The sequence below is a fragment of the Levilactobacillus suantsaii genome (genome assembly GCF_014069315.1).
In the GTDB taxonomy this organism is placed as follows: Bacteria; Bacillota; Bacilli; order Lactobacillales; family Lactobacillaceae; genus Levilactobacillus; species Levilactobacillus suantsaii.
The window spans coordinates 2,035,403-2,052,469 of the sequence record NZ_CP059603.1 but is presented as its reverse complement, the minus strand read 5'-3'; the positions used below and the strand labels follow the sequence as shown (position 1 = coordinate 2,052,469).

Genomic DNA, 17,067 nt, shown 5'->3' with positions numbered 1-17,067 from the left:
GCCAGCCGCTTTTCAGTTTAGTGAAGATGTCACTCAGGTGAAGAGGGTGACTAAAATATCCCAAGTCATGTGCACGATGATCCCTGGCCATAGTGAGTGGCTCTTAGCGTACAACCACCCGAACAGCGCCCCTAAAAGGGCGACCGAGACTAGGTTACTCAGCCAGACCAGTGGGCTCATCGGCGGAATCGTGGTCAGGTAGCGGGGGATGTGCATCGCCGCGAACGCAATGGCCTGGATGGTGTTAGCTTTCGTCAGCGTAGTGCGTTGCAACAGGGCGTTTAAGAAGTAGCCCCGAAAGACGAACTCTTCCGTGATCCCCACGACTAAGAAGTAGCGGCCCCAGTATTGGGGTAAAAAGCCACGACTCAGGTGTAACCCGTGATGGATGACCAAGAACTGGGCGACTAAGTAGATGACGAGAACGCCCCAGACCCAGTAACCCAGCGTGAAGTGCCAGGCGGGGCGCCATTGGGCTTTCCGAGACACGGTTAGGGTGCCTGGCTGCGCGTGGTGTAAGAACACCCACCCCCCGCCTAACCAGACTAATAGTTTGATGGCATCGAGAGCCAGTTCTTGCCACCAGCCGGCCAAGTGATGCTCAATCGGTGTGTTTAAAAAGATCTGGACCACTAACCAAGTGATCCAAAAGGCTAAAAATTGCAGCATTAATCGACGCTTGGAAATCATTTTGGCCATAAGCCTTCCTCTTCTCTAATGGATAATCACCTACATTGTAGGTCTTCTGATACGGTTAACGTGTAAAAGTTGTGTAAAGACGGCATAGCTTCTATGTTACTAGTGTTAACATTTAATGTAAACGGTGATAACATTGGACTTGAAAAGCCCAGTCAATCATGGTTTGTCCCCGGGAGGTCCTAAAAATGACAACGCGTCCCTATCATCGTCAAAATTTAGCCGCTGCGATTCGCCAACGAGCCCGCCAAGAATTAGAGGAAGCGGGGGTTGCTGATTTGTCGTTACGTCAGTTAGCCCGCTTCTTAGATGTGACGCCGGCAGCCATTTATCGCCATTTTCCCAATAAAGCCAGTTTGTTGCACCAGTTGCGCGTCGATATCTTGAACGAGGTAGCGGCGACGTTACGCGAGGGGGTCCTCGATTCCCCGGTGGCCGCGACGATGCTCACCCGGATGGTGACGAACCTGTTGACGTACCAACGCGACCATCCCCAGGCCGTGGCGTTTGTTGTGACCGGGGCCTGGCCAGTGCCGGATAGTTTGGTCACAGTGATCACGCTGTGGTTGACCCAAACGGATACTCAAGGGGAGGCCCGAGCCGCGAGTAAGACGGTCTGGACCTTTTTACTAGGCGTGTTGTTATGCCAGCCCCAACGGCCGGTCACGGCCGACTTGGTGACGCACCAATTAACGAAATTGCTCGGGGCGAGTTGATTTGCTTTACTTTCAAAAAGTAAGCAATAAACTAGGTCTACACCAATTAAGTTGTGAACAATTAAAAACCATAAAATGAGGACCTTACCTAATGAAAACCCAATTTATCGACTTAGCCCAACAACGCCGGAGTATTTACGCCTTAGGCCGCAATGTCACCCAGACGTCCACTGAAATCAGTGCGCTGATCAAAGCCGCCATCAAGTACGCCCCCACGCCGTTCAACAACCAGTCGACCCGGGCCGTTATCCTATTTGGCCAGCATCACGAGCAACTCTGGCAAATCGTCCACGATCAATTGCAGGCCATCGTGCCGGCCGAAGCTTTCAAGGTTACTGAGCAGAAAATTGCTGGGTTTGCGGAGGCTTACGGCACGGTGCTCTTCTTTACGGACACGGCGGTCGTTGACCAATCCGCAGCTGATTTCGCGACTTACGCGGCTAACTTTGCCGACTGGGCCGAACAAGCCCAAGGTGGGGCACAGTACGCCGTGTGGACCGCGCTGGCCGAAAACGGATTGGGCGCGAACCTGCAACATTACAACCCACTGATCGACGCCGATGTCCAACGAGCCTTTGGGTTACCCACCAGCTGGCAATTAAGAGCCGAAATGGATTTTGGGTCCATCGAAGCCCCGGCGGGAGACAAGACTTTCATGGCCGATGACGATCGGTTCTTAGTCCGCGACTAAATTAGAATGAGTGTTTAATGATAGGCCATCCAAAACAAGCGGCGGGCGCTTGCTGGATGGCCTATCATTAAACAGCAGATGTAAGCGTATTAGTAACGGAATAAATGAAGTAGGCAATCTTCGTTTGGCGCATTGTCTCCCTTTTTAGGTGGTGGCTTAGCTACTTCAGTATTTCTGATCGTACTCCCAAACGCCATTACAAATGGCGAGAAATTGTTCACGGCTCAGCTTTGGTTGGTCCTCCTTGATGGCGCTGAGCGCGGAGAGCAATAATGCACTGACCGTACGTCCCGCATCGAGGGTGGAGCTTAGTTTGACGTTGCCGTCTTCGTCGGCGGCCACCGTAATCGTATATTTAGCTGAATCGGATTGTGCCATGGATTCACACTTCTTTCTTCAAATTTTCAAACCTTAGTGTAACATGTTGCGACGCCTAGCAAAATATTTAGGTAAACTTACGATTGGCCCACGGCTTATCCAGTGGGGCGTTGCCTGGTCATGGGGATGAAAATGAAACGGCAACGACCGCGACGACCAAGAAGGTATGCTAAAATGAAACCGAGTGCAATCTTGGTGGTTTGAGGAGGTTAAACGAATGCAAAAACGAATTGCAATCATTGGCGGTGGCATCGTCGGTGCGACCGCCGCGTACTATCTCAGTACGCTTCCGGGTACCAAACAACTCCAGGTGACCTTATACGACGATGGGGTCGGACAGGCTAGCAAAGCGGCTGCTGGCATCATCTCGCCGTGGTTATCGAAACGCCGTAACCAGCGGTGGTACCGCTTGGCGCGCGGGGGCGGATCTGTACCCCCAATTGATTCATGACGCGCAGCTGGGAACCGACGTTTACCAGCAAACGGGGACCATCGTGACCCGGGCGGCTGTTCCGGACTTAGAAGCCCTGTACGCCTTAGCACAAAAGCGGCGGGAAGCGGCACCGGCGATGGGAACGGTCCAACAATTAACGGCACAGGAAGTGCAGGCGAAGTTGCCCCTGTTGACGGCCCCACAAGCGGGAGTCTTTCTCAGTGGAGGGGCCCGAGTCGACGGGGCCGCCTTGGTCACGACGTTGTTAGCCAAGGCGCAACAACGTAATTTGACGGTCCGTCAAGAACGGGTCGAGCTCGATGGTGACGAGAACATCGTCACTTCGGCAGGGACCCGGAGATACGACCGCATCATCGTGGCAGCTGGTGCCTGGTTACCCGACTTGTTAGTGCCGTTGCACATTCAAACGGACATTCGCGCCCAAAAAGGACAATTAATCGAGCTGGCCGTCAAGGACTACCCGTTACAGGAACAACTCCCCGTCTTGATGCCTGAAGGTGAACGGGATTTTGTGCCGTTTGGCCAAGGAAAATTGATTGTGGGCGCAACGCACGAGGATGACAAGCACTTTGATTTGAGCTTAGACGCGATGGTGACCGCCGACTTGTTGGCCAGTGCTCAGCGACTGATGGGGACTCTCACCGACGAAAACGTCGTGGGCGTCCGGGTCGGGACCCGGGCCTACAGTAGTGACTTTGCGCCTTTCTTCGGTCCGATTCCCGAACACGAACGACTCTTAGTCGCTTCCGGGTTGGGTTCCTCGGGGTTGACCACGGGGCCACAAATCGGACGTTTATTAGCCGGCTCGGCGCTCTACGGTGGCACTCCCGACTGGAGCGATTACGAATTACCACTGAGTACTTACTTAAAGTCTTCTCTAGCGTGAAGGGCTTGATTGGCTAGTGTGTGGGCCCCCTGGTTCTGTTTTTCGGGGACCCACTGGGTCAAGACCAGTTGAAAGGGGCGCTGAGCGCTGAGCAGGGCGTCTACTTCACTTTGGTAGTGCTTGGCGTAGCGTTTGGCAACACTTTGGCTCACGAGCAGACTGTCCGTGTAGAACAACACGGTGGTCGTGGCACATTGAGCGCCTAGTGTGTGAGCCAATCGCGTGAAGGCCAGCGTGGCCACTTCAAATTCAGCGAGATGGTTGGTCGTGGCTTGTAGCGGTAGGCTCGTTTGGGTCTGTTGGTGGTCGTGGATCAACAGGATGCCCCCCGCACTCAGGCCGCTTTGCGGTTGGGTGGCGGCATCCGTATATAATGAATACAAAGGACTCACTCCTTTAGATTAAATGAGGTGTTGATAAGATTATGATAACCCAGGAACGACGCTTTTTGTACCAACCCAATCCCATTAGCAGCATTATCATTTGGAGTTGGACGTTTATCGTCCTGCTACTGGGCGGGATTTTTTGGTTGGAAGTGACCCACTTTAACTGGATCACGTTTGCCTTTTTTGTGGCGTTTATCCTGTTATGTTGGATTGAGGTCCACTTTCGCAATATTACCATGGCGCACGATATGCTGACGGTCAGCACGGTGTTGAATCACCATCATCTGGTGATTCCGTTGCGTCACGTCAAGAGTGTCCGCGCCACCCGGTACCGGTTAGGTATCGTGGCGCAGGGCCGAATTTATCAATTTTTATTGCCCCGTAACTCGGCCATCGAATTAGCTGGTCTGTTACAAACAGCAATTGCGAACAGTTCATCGGAGGAGGAATCTGCTTAATGACTCAGAATACTGATATTGCCATTTCACAAGCTACACCCTTAGAACCCATCGAAAAGATTGCGGCCAAAGTCGGGTTGAAGCCCGAACAAATCGAACCTTACGGCCACACCAAGGCCAAGATTGATTTACCTTTGGCCGACCCTAAACCATTAGGCAAGTTGATCTTGGTCACGTCGATCAACCCAACGCCCGCAGGCGAAGGCAAATCGACCGTCGCCATCGGTTTGGGGGATGCGTTGAACCTGATTGGTCAGCGGACCGTTTTAGCCTTACGGGAACCGTCCTTAGGCCCCGTGATGGGCTTGAAGGGCGGTGCGACCGGGGGAGGTCACGCCCAAGTCGTGCCGATGGAAGACATCAACTTGCATTTTACGGGCGACATGCACGCCTTGACCGAGGCCCACGATACCTTAGCGGCCTTGATCGATAACCACATTCAACAAGGCAACGCCTTGCACTTAGATCCCCGCCAAATCGTGTGGAAGCGGGTGTTAGACATCAACGACCGGGCGTTGCGGCAGACCGTGATTGGCCTGGGCGGACGCACGTCGGGGGTTCCCCGTCAAGACGGGTTTGACATCACCGTCGCCAGTGAATTGATGGCGGTATTGTGCTTGAGCAAGGACTTGAGCGACTTGAAACGCCGGGTCAACCGGATCCTGATCGGCTACAACACCGATAAGGAACCCGTGACGGTGGGGGACTTGAAGGTCGGTGGCGCCATCACATTATTACTTAAGGATGCCATCAAGCCCAACTTAGTCCAAACGTTGGAGCACAACCCGGCCATCATTCACGGTGGCCCGTTCGCCAACATCGCCCACGGGTGTAATTCCGTTTTGGCGACCCGGACAGCCTTGCAACTGGGCGATTACGCCGTGACGGAAGCCGGTTTCGGCGCCGATCTGGGTGGTGAAAAGTTCATGGATATCAAGACACCGGTCCTCGGCAAAACGCCGGACGCCGTGGTCATGGTGGCCACGGTCCGGGCCCTCAAGTATAACGGTGGCGTCAAGCGCGCCGACTTAGAGACCGAAGATTTGGCAGCCTTAAAACAGGGCAGTGCTAATCTCTTGCGCCACATCCACAGCATGCAACAGTACGGCGTGCCGGTGGTCGTGGCCATCAACCGCTTCACCAGTGATACCGATGCCGAGATTCAAACGTTGACCGACATCGTCAAAGCCCAAAACGTTGCTGTAGCCACGACGACCGAATGGGCCGACGGGGGTGCGGGGACGACGGAATTGGCGCGCGCCGTCGTGGACGCGGCTAATCAGCCCAGCAAGTTTAAACCGCTAGTCAAAGATGGGGCTGATTTGGTCACGCAGATGGAAGCCATCACCCATAAAATTTACGGTGGGGCGACCGTCGAATTGTCAGCTAAGGCCAAACGGCAACTTAAGACGTTTGCACAACGGGGGTGGGATCAATTGCCAGTCTGCATGGCTAAGACCCAGTACTCGTTGACCGACGACGCCCATCAATTAGGCGCCCCGAAGGACTTTACGATCCACGTGCGGGAGTTCTCACCACGACTCGGGGCTGGTTTCGTGGTCGCCTTAACGGGTAACGTCTTGACGATGCCGGGTCTACCGAAGCACCCAGCGGCCCTCGACATGGACATTGCGGCTGACGGAACGATTACGGGCCTGTTCTAAACCAGTTAAAAATGTTAGCCAGCTGGGCTTGGTAACCCATTGCCAGCTGACAAGCGTAATGGTGTTGATAGAGAAATCTATCAACACCATTTTTGATGTGGTGAAGAACTAGTCCAGCTTCCTGTTAAACTAGTAACGTCAAAATTTAGACCATTATTAACTAATTTATAGCAGATTTGGCCGAGATGAGCCGTTAGGGTTGCACAATGAAAAGCTGGTCTGGCACAATGAAAGCTAGTCACCGAAACTGGTCCATGGCGAGTCTGAACGTTAATGACCACCGGTGTGTAGTGACAGGACAGTTGCCCGTACCATTTAAATCCCAGAAAGTAGGCTGGTCGCCGTTAGTAGTTGGGCAACGCTACGGCGCAGCGACCAAAAGAAGAGATGACTAAACCCGTAAAATGGATGATGAGTGCCTTACTGTTAGGTACCTTTCTCCCACTGAGCCCTTCCTTGATTGGGCAGGCCGCAACGACGACCGCCCCTACAGCGAGTGTGGCCACTAACGCCAATACGACGGCAGATGTGCAAGTGGCTGCCGGTAAGTTGACCTTTGCGCAGGAGAAGCTTCCAGCCCTGAAATTTGAAGCGGCGAAGGTGGCTGATGGCGAACAAACCGGGCTGGGGCTCGTTAAGACCGATAACGCGCCGGTCGTAAAGATCAGTAATTTACTCGGGAGTGGGGAACCGTGGCAATTGAAAGTCAGTCTGAGTGAGTTTCAGGCGGTCAAACTGCTCAAGAAGGCCGCAAGTGGCGCAGATGACAAGCGGACTTTAACGGGGGCCACGTTGGTCTTCCCCAAGAAGAATTTGACGGCTAAAGCAGAAAAAGCGTTGCCGACTGCGACCACCACGACCCCGGTCCGGGCGGGTGCCGACGCGATGACGCTTATCGACGCAGGACGTGACGCGGGGATGGGGGCGGTCGATTTAGATTTGTCGCCGATCACGTTGACCCTGCCACGAGTTGATTATGCGGGCAATTATCAAGCGACGGTGACCTATAGCTTGGTCAGTGGCCCGAATCAATAATCGAGAAGGAGAAAACAACGATGGCGACAATTAAATGGTGGCTCGTAGCCGGAATCGTGATTGTGTTGGTGGGTTGAGTCCGCCCACCCATAGTCACGCCGCTACCGGAACCCCAGGGCACCCCTATACGGTGACCCCAGTCTTGCCGGCGGATAACCAGGACCACGCGTCGTATTTCAAGTTAGCCGTGCGGCCGCACCAGCATCGCCGGCTACGGTTGAAAATCGCGAACCAGGGGAAGACGGCTCAGCGGTACGACGTTGTGGCGCGAATCGCTACGACGAATAGTAACGGAATCGTGGATTATAGTCGTAACAACCGAGCGAAGATGTTGCCGGCCCAGGCAACGGCTTTGTTTGCTCCCCAAGCTCAAACGGTGCGGGTCCCAGCTCAAGCGACCCGGACGGTCACGGTTGAATTAACGGTTCCCGCTCACGCCTTTAAGGGCGTCATGTTGGCGGGACTGACCGTTCGAGAACATACCACCGCGACAGCCCTAAAGGCGACGAAGGGAACGGGGGTCGTGGCGCGAGCTGAATACGTGGTCGCCCTGGAGTTTTATACTCACCGGCCAATTAATTTGGGCTCACCGGACCTGACGGTGCACCGAGCTCAGTACCAACTGGCCCAAGCTTACCCGCAGGTGGCGTTAGCTATGGTGAACCGGACCCCGGCCTTGGTGTCGCAAGGCCGGTTACACGCGACGTTAACTACGTCGGCGGGGAAAAAGGTCCGCCATTTTCAACGCAACGACCTGCTCTTTGCGCCCCAAAGTCAGTTCACGTTGGGGCTTGATTTAGGGAGTCAGGCCCTAGCAGCGGGTCAGTACACGCTCACGGGGACCCTGAAAACTCGGGGTGGTTTTACCTATCCATTCACCTTACCGTTGACCGTTACCCGGCAAAACGTGCGACAGGTGACACGACATGGGGTGGTGAAGGCCTCCGCCCGAACGTTTAATTGGCTATGGGCGGTCGTGGGTGGCTTGAGTGGCTTAGTGTTGGTGCTGGCACTGGTGATTTGGCGGTTGCTTCGCCGGACCGCTTCGACAGAGTTACCGGATTCGGAAGCGTAACGCGATTTATTTTGAAAGGAGGTGATAGGATGACACAATCTAATCAATTGAAACGGGTCGCTGGGACTGTGATTTTATGTTTAGGGACCTGGGGCGGCTTGTGGCTGATCTCAGGGTCGCCAGGTCACGCGGCCAGTTTGGGTGGTCAGAATGATCGGCGAACAACTCGTGGGTTATTTGATGACCTGCTTAAAGTTATAGCGGAGATTAGAAAATTGACCAATTTAAGCTGGGATAGACTCCAACACTACATTGGTCGGGCCAAAAGTGCTAAGGGAAAGGATGAACTTGATTCAATATTAACGGATGCCGTTAACGAAAATAGTGCTAAAACACCGTCGCCAGTTCAGACCAACCAGTCCCAAAGTACGGTCACCGCGACGGTCAACTCAGGATCGTTAGGCTTTGCTAAGACGAATAGCGGGCAAACTATCGTTCCGTCGTTGCAGTTTAAGACTGCGTTAGGCCGCCAAACGACCCCCACGTCGCTTGCCGTGCGCCCGGCGGGAACCCAGTTAGCAATCGAGAATTTCCTCGGGACGGGTGAGCCTTGGCATTTGAGCGTTCGGTTAGGAGCCTTCAAGAATCTGGAACACCCCAACATCGCGGTCGACGGGGCTAAGTTACACTTGAACCCCAGTTCACCGACTAGTCAAAGCACCTATCCGGCCGTTGCGTATTCCCCAGAGCTTAAAGCTGGCGGGGATGCGGCGGTCATTTTGCGGGGCAAAAAAGATGGGGGCATGGGGCGGACCCAACTTGATTTGGCAAACACCCAATTAGACTGGCCCGCTGTGCGCTATGCGGGGTCGTACACGGCCGACTTGACTTATACGTTGACGACGGGACCGGTGAAATAAAACTAAGTCCTGACTCAGCCTGCCAACCACACCTGGGTGGTGTGATTGTTGCCAGGCTATTTTACATAGTTTTGAAGCAGTCACTGCACTGGCCTTTGTGCGCTAATGGTCGAGTAGTGCGGTTAGTTACTAAGAGGGTCCGAAAAGCACCTAAATTTGGTCCAAAATGTTGATCAGAATTTCCAGGTAAAAGCGCTGGAAGTGAGCTCACCGAGCGGGGAACGCCGTTGGCTGACGGTAGATCGATTCAGGTAACTGTGCTACAATGGGACCATCTTGGGCACTTGCAGGCGATCCCCACTCCAACATTGCCGTCGATGGAAAGGATTTTGATGCGGTTAAATATCTTACAGCATACGGCAGAAGAAGGGCCGGGGACTATTTTACCTTGGGCGCAAGCACACCACTACGATGTGTTCGTGTACCACCCCGACCAGTTTGGCCAGTTGCCCACGGCGGATGAGACCGACTTTTTAGTCCTCCTGGGAGGCCCGATGAGTCCCAATGATGATTTGCCCTGGATTCACGCAGAACGGGCGTTGATTAAAACGTTGTTGGTGCGCAACGTGCCGATCTTTGGGGCCTGCTTCGGCGCCCAACAAGTCACGCGCGTATTGGGCACACCGGTGACCAAAGCACCCGCTAAAGAAGTTGGGTGGGCGCCGATTTACCGGCAAACGACGACGATTCCAGGGTTACCAGCTCAGCTGATGGTTTTGCACTGGCACGAAGAGATGTTTCAGCTTCCAACGGGGGCTGAATTACTGTTTTCTAGCGATCGGGTCCAAAACCAAGGCTTCGTTTACCATCACCGGGTCGTAGGCTTGCAATGTCACTTGGAACCAACCGCAACGAACGTGCGCGAAATGGTGGTCAACGATGCCGCTTATCTGGCGGGGTCAATCCTAGGACAAACGGCTACGCAGGTGCTGGAAACACCGGTTCCCACGGCAAATCAAGTGGCTTTAAACCGGATTTTAGATTACCTCATTGAATGATTAATGGCGCCCTAACGTTAAGGGGAGCCAACACAGATAAAACGGGTCTGAGGCGTTACGCCTCAGACCCGTTTTGAATTGTCGCTGTTACTCAATTAGAAGGTTTTGCCCGCTGCTTCGGCACGGGCAAAGGCCTGCGCCATGATGTCCGGGGCGTTGGCAGGATCGTGATCCATCCCTTCGGCGTAAAGGCCGGTGACATCGTCAACGCCCATCACGTGGAGGACGGTCTTTAAGTATTGGTGTCCCAGGTCAAGCCGACTGATGTCCGGGCCCCCCGCGGTGCCGTGGTAGTCGCCGCCAGAGGTCTGCAGGTGAAGGGCCTTCTTACCGTGTAAGGCCCCGGCCATGACGCCTTCAGCGGTGTAGTGAAAGGTATCTGGGACCTGCATGACCATGTCGAGGTAGCTTTTCATTTCGGTCGGCACAAACAGGTTATACATGGGGTTGACGAACACGTATTTGTCCGCACTGACGAATTCGTCGATCCAGACCTGCCGGGACGCTTGGAACCGTTCTTCGTCAGGGTTCAGTGGCTGATTGACCAAGGCTTTGTTATAAATGGCCACCGCAATTTTATCCAGCGGAAACGGCATGTATTCGGAGACGTTGTGCTCGATGATCTGGTCATCGGGGTGTGCGGTTCGGTACGCTGTTAAAAATTGTTGGTAAAATTTGGCGGTGGTCGAGTAGGTTTTCGTTTCAGGGTGAGCATAAATTACTAATACTTTAGTCATTAATAACTCCTCTTTTCTTAACGATAAGTTTAGTATATCAGAAAGCGCTTACATTATAAAGCTAGGCGCTAACTGGTCTTTACGCAAGGCGGCCACCAGGCCATTATCGTCCCGGGAGGATAGCGGTTGCTAGATAGGCTTGCGGCTAAACAAATTAGGGACTGAGTTGAATGGCATCAGAGCAAAAAGCGGTCGGAACCGAAAAGTTTACGGGGTTTCGGCCGCGGACCGGTGAGTTTTCTGGTATACTTTTAGCCAATGACAAAACTATGAAAGGTGGGGCCAACACCATGCTGATTTTTGATTCGCTTTTGATCCTGGTCCTGATTGCAACTGACCAGTTGATCAAGCATGCGGTCGTGGTCAATATTGCCTTAGGCGGCCAACACGTCCTGGTGCCGGGATGGCTTTCTTTGACGCATCTACGCAACGATGGTGCTGCCTGGAGCATCCTGCAGGGGCAGTTGTGGTTCTTTGCCGTCATCGCGATTTTTGCCTTGGGCGTCATGGGCTACTTCTTTTGGCACTATCGGCACCGGCCCAAACAATGGGTCGAAGAACTCGGGCTCGCGTTCATGATTGCCGGTACGGTCGGTAATTTCATTGACCGTCTGGTGCAGGGGTACGTGGTCGATATGTTTCAACTCGATTTTATCAATTTTCCGATTTTTAACTTTGCCGATTCCTGCCTCACGGTGGGGGTCATCTTGATTATGATCGGCGTCTTTTTAGCCGATCGACGGGAGGAACATCAGTCACATGGAAATTAAAGAATTTACGGTGGTGCAAAAATTACGCTTGGACAAACTGGTGGCTATCACGGAGCCGACGATTTCGCGCTCCCAGGCTAAAAGTGCCATCGAAGCCGGTCAAATTACGGTCGACGGGCAGCAGGTCCGCCCCAAGGACCAACCGGACCTCGGGGCCACGGTCCACATCGCGTTACCGGACCCGCAGCCCATCGATTTGACCCCGGAGGATATCCCCTTAGACATCGTCTACGAAGACGCGGACGTCATCGTGGTTAACAAGCCGCAGGGGATGGTGGTCCACCCCGCCCCGGGACACCCGAACCACACGCTGGTCAACGCGTTATTGGCGCACAGCCCGTTATCACAGATCAACGGTGAGTTGCGGCCCGGCATCGTCCATCGCATCGATAAGGACACGTCGGGGCTGTTGATGGTGGCCAAAAACGACCACGCCCACCACAGTCTCTCCGAACAACTCCAGGCCAAGACCAACCTGCGCGAATATCTGGCCATCGTTCACGGAAACTTTAAGGAAGACGAGGGCGTCATCCGTGCCCCACTGGGTCGTTCGCCCAAGGACCGTAAGAAGCAGGCCGTCGTGGCCGATGGGCGTCCGGCTGTGACCCATTTCAAGGTCCTCGAACGTTACGGCGATTACTCGTTGATCGCGTGTCGCTTGGAGACTGGGCGGACCCACCAGATTCGGGTCCATTTAGCCTACATTGGTCATCCGGTGGCGGGCGACCCACTGTACGGCCCCAAGCGGACTTTAAAGGGGAATGGGCAGTTCTTACACGCCCGTGAATTGGGCTTCAAGCAACCGACCACGGGTGAACAACTGGACTTTACTTGTCCAGCCCCACCCATTTTTCAAGAAACGGTCCAACGCTTACGGCGCCAGGCCGGATTGCCGGTTGACAAAGCCATCTAGTTTTTTTATGCTAAACTTAATATCTAACGGGTTTGCCGGTAGTTAGGCGGGCGGGGTTCTTCACCATTTTGCCGAAGAAGCTCGCCCGTTTCGCTAGTTTCAGACTTGAATTTTCGAGGAGGACAAAATAATGCCAAAGGTAGTTGTCGACGCCATGGCCATGCAGCGGGCCTTGACCCGAATCACGTACGAAATTATCGAACGGAACAAAGGGGTAGACGACCTGGTGATTCTGGGCATCAAGACCCGGGGCGTGTATTTAGCGCGGCGCATCGCGAATCGCTTGCAACAATTAGAAAACGTCACGGTTCCCGTGGGCGATTTAGATGTCACCCCGTACCGGGACGATATCGATCATGATGGGCCGAGTGACCCGGAAGTCACGGTCGAAAACCTTGATTTTTCCGTCGCTGGCCAGAAGGTCATCTTGGTCGATGATGTCTTGTATACCGGTCGGACCATTCGGGCAGCCATGAGTGCTGTGATGGCGTTAGGCCGGCCCAAGAGCATCAACTTAGCGGTCTTAGTCGACCGGGGCCACCGGGAATTACCGATTCGCGCCGATTTTGTGGGCAAGAACATTCCAAGTTCCCAACGAGAACGGATTAAGGTCTCCGTGAGCGAGATTGACGATCGCGATGCGGTGGAGATCTTAAAGGCGTAAGCAACTCAGTGCCAGATAAAGGGGCCGATTTTGCATGGCAAAACGTTATTTAATTTTAGAAGACGGCTCGGCTTATGCGGGTGAAGGATTCGGCGCCGGGGCCACTACCAGTGGCGAAGTGATTTTTAATCTAAACCTTTTAGGCTATCAAGAAACGATTACGGACCAAATTTACCATAATCAAATCATTATTTTTGCGCAACCGGCGATTGGTAACGTGGGCATCAATCACGATAGTTATGAATCAATTTTACCTACAGCCAAGGGAATGGTGGTTCGTGACTTGACCAACATCTCGACCAACCGCTTGTCCCGGTTGTCGCTGGACGAATTTTTGCGGCAACATAATATTCCGGGCATCAGTGGCATCGATACCCGGCACTTGATCCGTAAACTGCGGCAAGCCGGACCAATGAAGGGAAGTATCGTCGACGTGGCGGACGCCCACGCGTTCGACCAGTTGAACGCCACGGTGTTGACCAACCGTCAAGTCGATCAGGTCGCCACCCCGAAACCGTATCCCAACCCGGATGCCGGCAAGAACGTGGTGGTCATTGACTTTGGTTTGAAACACGGTATCTTGCGGCAATTGTCCGAACGACGGTGCAACGTCACGGTCTTGCCCTGGACGGCAACGGCGCAGGACGTCTTAAACTTGGATCCCGACGGCGTGTTACTGTCCACTGGGCCCGGGTCACCGTTAGATTTAGGGACCGACGTGTTAGATATGATTCGGCAGGTCCAAGCTGAGATCCCGCTGTTTGCGATCGGCCTGGGCCACGAACTGTTCGCCTTGGCTAACGGGGCTGAATTGGTCGCGTTACCGGTCGAGTATCACGGTAGTAGCCACCCGATTCGCCGCATCATCACCAACGACGTATTGTACGCGACGCAGGGTCAGGGCTATGCTGTGGTGGCCAAATCCATCGACCGAGACCGCTTAATCACCACCTACGTGGACTTGATTGACGGCACAGTCCAGGGGTTGCGCCACCGGGACTTCCCGGCCTTTTCCGTGCAATTCTTTGCGGACGGGGCGCCCGGACCGCACGAGAGTCGGGACCTCTTCGATGAATTTATGGAAGCGATGACTGCACGGGAGGGATAGGTTTGCAAAACTGGGATCAAATACAAAAAGTGTTAATCATTGGCAGTGGCCCGACCGAAATCGGCCACGAGACCGAGCTGGACAGCGCTACCGTGCAGATTTTGACTGAATTCAAGAAGCGCGGCGTCCGGACCCTGGTCATCGATAACAACCCGTTTTCGGTGGCCTTAGAAGAAATCCAGCCAACTAATATGTACGTCCAGGCGGTCACCACCGCTAACGTCCGGCACATTATTGAAAAAGACCGGCCAGACGCCATTTTACCGATTCTAGGGGGCTTACGGGGACTCCGAATCGCCCAGGAACTCCAGGAAAATGGTGATTTAGGACGTTACGAAGTGGGGGTCTTGGGGATGCCGACCACCACCTTACAACAGATCAATAATCCGGCAGCCTTGAATGATACCTTAAAGGAGATTCACGAACCGGTGATTGAAGCGCAGGTCGTCCAGACCGACGACGAGGCCCTCGGCTTAGTCGAGACCATTGGTTTTCCATTGATCGTCAAACCGGTGGCCCCCCGGGTCGACACTAACCGGACTATTTGTGAGAACGTCGATGAGATGTTGACGGCGCTCAACCAGGGCTTCCAGCAGTCACGCTTCGACCAATGCACGCTGGAGCGCAGTGTCGTGGGGTATAAGGAAATCGAAATGGTGGCTATCCGCGACCGAGCCGACACGGAACTGATTATTAGCGGGCTCGAAGATGTCGATCCAATTGGCATCCACTCGGGTGATTCCATCGTCATCACCCCCCCGCAGACGTTGACCGATCGGGAGTATCAGGACTTACGTGACGCCACCTTTCGCATCGCCACGGAATTGAACGTGGTGGGGGTCTTGCACGTCCATTTTGCGTTGAATCCGGCTAACCAACACTTCTATGTCACCAAGGTCGCCCCGTACTTTACCCGGGGCGTCACCTTAGCGGCCCGGACCGTGGGTTATCCGGTGACGATGGTCGCCGGGCAATTACTGTTGGGTCAACGGTTGGTCGATGTGAAGTTACCGGCCCAGTACGTTAAGCAGACGGCCATCATGGAACCCACCAACGACCACATTAGTGTCCGGATTCCACTGTGGCCGTTTCAAGAGGTGCCCGATGCCGACCAGCACTTGAACACGGCCATGAAAGCGGTCGGGTCCACCGTGGGCATTGGCCGTTCGGTCGAAGAGGCCATGTTGAAGTCGGTCCGTAGCTCGCAATTCTCCCCGCGCGACGTTTTGCTCTCCGTCAGCAATCTGACCGATAGCGAGATGGTCAGCCAACTGATTCACCCGTTGGCCAACCGCATCTTGGTGCTGATTGAAGCCTTACGGCGGGGGTATTCGCCCGCTGAACTGAGTGAACTGACCAAGATCGACCCGTTTTATTTCGTGAAGTTACGGCACCTGTTGACCATCGAACGACAGATCACCGACCACCCCATGGACGTCGACATGTTGAAAACGGCGCGTTACTACGGCTTTGGAGACGGGATGATTGCCCGGATGTGGCAGACCGATACCACCGCCATTCGGCATTTGTCACGGGGGGCCAAGGTGGCGCCGACCTATAAGATGATCGAACCCACGGCCGGCGAATTTCCCGAGCAGACCAGTGGTTATTACAGCACTTTCGAATACGAAAACGAAAGTCAGGCACTGGGTGAACGGACGGCCTTGGTCTTAGGTCGGGGTGGCAATCAGCTGGGGCCAAACTCTGCGGCGGAGTATTTTACCACCGAAATGTTGAAACAGCTTAAACGCGCGGGGTACCACACGATTCTGATGAACACGAACCCGAACGCGGTCGGCGTGGCCCCCGAATTTTCGGATAAGCAGTACGTCGACCCGATTCAGTTAGGGGATATTTTAAACGTCATCCACGTTGAACACCCGGATATCGTTATCGTACCGGGCAACCGGCACTACCTGACCCGGGAGCTCAAGAAGTTGGATCTGAACCTCCACGTCTTGCCACCAGACCAGGAGACCAAGGACCACTTGCCCGAGATGGCCACGATTGGCGTCAGTCTGTTCGTCCACGAGCAACAAAAAATCGCCGTGGGCGTCATGGACTTAATCGCCCCGGGGATGACCCAGAAGATGGCCCAAATCACGGCCTTTCGGATGCCAGCGGACCTGACCAAGGCCCAGCGGTTGAACCTGGTTGAATGGGCCAAGCAGGCCGTGAGTGAACGGCAGGTGCGGGGGATGGTCCAAGTCCTATTCGCACCTAGTCCAGATTCCAAGCAGATGGTCTGCGTGGGAACTCGGCCGACCCGGTTGACCGAGATGGCTTTCTTGAGTAAGGTCACCGGAGTCAACTGGGTGCGGATGCTGACGCGACAACACATCGAAACGTTGGACGCAAATGAACTGGCGACCATCGAGATCGACGTCAACAGTACCCGGGTGGCCCTGATGAACGCGGTCTTCCCGTTCCGACACTTGCACGTGTTGAACCGACCGGGGACCACGGACCAAGAAGTCGGAGCCACGATTGCCTTTGGGTCCAGCGAAGCTTTGAAGCTTAACAATTTGAGCGACACGGCCGAATTGGACCGGATTATCAACCGGACGATTTAACAGTC

General features: G+C 54.2%; 17 protein-coding genes and 1 pseudogene. 14 read left to right on the top strand and 4 right to left on the bottom strand.

Annotated features, from left to right (window positions below; translation table 11 throughout):
• Positions 1-33: 33 nt before the first annotated feature.
• On the bottom strand, positions 34-699 hold the full coding sequence (locus tag H3M12_RS09505) for a CPBP family intramembrane glutamic endopeptidase (protein ID WP_129032509.1): 666 nt from the start codon (positions 697-699) through the stop codon (positions 34-36).
• Positions 700-884: 185 nt separating this feature from the next.
• Here H3M12_RS09505 and H3M12_RS09500 point away from each other — a divergent pair, with 185 nt between their 5' ends.
• Together H3M12_RS09500 and H3M12_RS09495 are read left to right on the top strand one after the other, a co-directional pair.
• On the top strand, positions 885-1,412 hold the full coding sequence (locus tag H3M12_RS09500; protein WP_129032508.1) for a TetR/AcrR family transcriptional regulator: 528 nt from the start codon (positions 885-887) through the stop codon (positions 1,410-1,412).
• A gap of 91 nt (positions 1,413-1,503) precedes the next feature.
• Positions 1,504-2,103: a nitroreductase family protein gene (locus H3M12_RS09495; RefSeq protein WP_129032507.1), complete on the top strand. Its 600-nt coding sequence runs from the start codon at positions 1,504-1,506 to the stop codon at positions 2,101-2,103.
• Positions 2,104-2,268: 165 nt separating this feature from the next.
• Here the strand turns inward: H3M12_RS09495 and H3M12_RS09490 are convergent, their stop codons facing one another.
• The gene (locus tag H3M12_RS09490; RefSeq protein WP_129032506.1) at positions 2,269-2,481 is read right to left on the bottom strand and encodes a hypothetical protein; all 213 of its coding nucleotides are present in this window, start codon (positions 2,479-2,481) and stop codon (positions 2,269-2,271) included.
• A gap of 217 nt (positions 2,482-2,698) precedes the next feature.
• On the opposite strand from H3M12_RS09490, the pseudogene H3M12_RS09485 reads away from it, so the two are divergent.
• Positions 2,699-3,821 (top strand): annotated as a pseudogene (locus H3M12_RS09485) (NAD(P)/FAD-dependent oxidoreductase).
• Here the strand turns inward: H3M12_RS09485 and H3M12_RS09480 are convergent.
• Positions 3,797-4,213, bottom strand: coding sequence for a ribonuclease HI family protein (locus H3M12_RS09480; protein WP_225423514.1), 417 nt, complete (start codon positions 4,211-4,213; stop codon positions 3,797-3,799). The pseudogene H3M12_RS09485 and the gene H3M12_RS09480 sit on opposite strands and share 25 nt — an antisense overlap.
• 56 nt (positions 4,214-4,269) lie before the next feature.
• Here H3M12_RS09480 and H3M12_RS09475 point away from each other — a divergent pair, with 56 nt between their 5' ends.
• The 6 genes from H3M12_RS09475 to H3M12_RS09450 all read left to right on the top strand — a co-directional run bounded on the left by H3M12_RS09475 (position 4,270) and on the right by H3M12_RS09450 (position 10,297).
• Entirely contained in the window at positions 4,270-4,665 is a 396-nt protein-coding gene (locus H3M12_RS09475) for an EbsA family protein (RefSeq protein ID WP_318531348.1), read from the top strand.
• Entirely contained in the window at positions 4,665-6,329 is a 1,665-nt protein-coding gene (locus tag H3M12_RS09470; RefSeq protein ID WP_129032503.1) for a formate--tetrahydrofolate ligase, read from the top strand. Before H3M12_RS09475 ends, H3M12_RS09470 begins: the two co-directional genes overlap by 1 nt.
• A gap of 387 nt (positions 6,330-6,716) precedes the next feature.
• Complete coding sequence (locus H3M12_RS09465; RefSeq protein WP_129032502.1) at positions 6,717-7,364, top strand: WxL domain-containing protein; 648 nt, start codon at positions 6,717-6,719, stop codon at positions 7,362-7,364.
• A gap of 34 nt (positions 7,365-7,398) precedes the next feature.
• A complete protein-coding gene (locus tag H3M12_RS09460) occupies positions 7,399-8,439 on the top strand; it encodes a DUF916 domain-containing protein (protein ID WP_129032501.1) in 1,041 nt (346 codons plus the stop codon).
• A 29-nt stretch (positions 8,440-8,468) separates the two neighbouring features.
• Positions 8,469-9,299 (top strand): WxL domain-containing protein, encoded by an 831-nt coding sequence (locus H3M12_RS09455; RefSeq protein WP_170954971.1) that lies wholly within the window; start codon positions 8,469-8,471, stop codon positions 9,297-9,299.
• A gap of 332 nt (positions 9,300-9,631) precedes the next feature.
• Positions 9,632-10,297 (top strand): type 1 glutamine amidotransferase, encoded by a 666-nt coding sequence (locus tag H3M12_RS09450; RefSeq protein ID WP_129032499.1) that lies wholly within the window; start codon positions 9,632-9,634, stop codon positions 10,295-10,297.
• A gap of 95 nt (positions 10,298-10,392) precedes the next feature.
• Here the strand turns inward: H3M12_RS09450 and H3M12_RS09445 are convergent, their stop codons facing one another.
• The gene (locus H3M12_RS09445; protein ID WP_129032498.1) at positions 10,393-11,034 is read right to left on the bottom strand and encodes an FMN-dependent NADH-azoreductase; all 642 of its coding nucleotides are present in this window, start codon (positions 11,032-11,034) and stop codon (positions 10,393-10,395) included.
• A 290-nt stretch (positions 11,035-11,324) separates the two neighbouring features.
• Here H3M12_RS09445 and lspA point away from each other — a divergent pair, with 290 nt between their 5' ends.
• The 5 genes from lspA to H3M12_RS09420 all read left to right on the top strand — a co-directional run bounded on the left by lspA (position 11,325) and on the right by H3M12_RS09420 (position 17,062).
• The gene (gene lspA / locus H3M12_RS09440; protein ID WP_129032533.1) at positions 11,325-11,804 is read left to right on the top strand and encodes a signal peptidase II; all 480 of its coding nucleotides are present in this window, start codon (positions 11,325-11,327) and stop codon (positions 11,802-11,804) included.
• Positions 11,794-12,717: an RluA family pseudouridine synthase gene (locus H3M12_RS09435; RefSeq protein WP_129032497.1), complete on the top strand. Its 924-nt coding sequence runs from the start codon at positions 11,794-11,796 to the stop codon at positions 12,715-12,717. The genes lspA and H3M12_RS09435 overlap by 11 nt, the downstream gene beginning before the upstream one ends.
• A gap of 130 nt (positions 12,718-12,847) precedes the next feature.
• The gene (gene pyrR / locus H3M12_RS09430) at positions 12,848-13,381 is read left to right on the top strand and encodes a bifunctional pyr operon transcriptional regulator/uracil phosphoribosyltransferase PyrR (protein ID WP_129032496.1); all 534 of its coding nucleotides are present in this window, start codon (positions 12,848-12,850) and stop codon (positions 13,379-13,381) included.
• A 34-nt stretch (positions 13,382-13,415) separates the two neighbouring features.
• Positions 13,416-14,489, top strand: coding sequence for a carbamoyl phosphate synthase small subunit (locus H3M12_RS09425; RefSeq protein ID WP_129032495.1), 1,074 nt, complete (start codon positions 13,416-13,418; stop codon positions 14,487-14,489).
• Between the two features lie 2 nt (positions 14,490-14,491).
• Positions 14,492-17,062, top strand: a complete 2,571-nt coding sequence (locus H3M12_RS09420; protein ID WP_182150664.1) for a carbamoyl phosphate synthase preATP-grasp domain-containing protein — start codon at positions 14,492-14,494, stop codon at positions 17,060-17,062.
• The last annotated feature ends 5 nt before the right edge of the window (positions 17,063-17,067 follow it).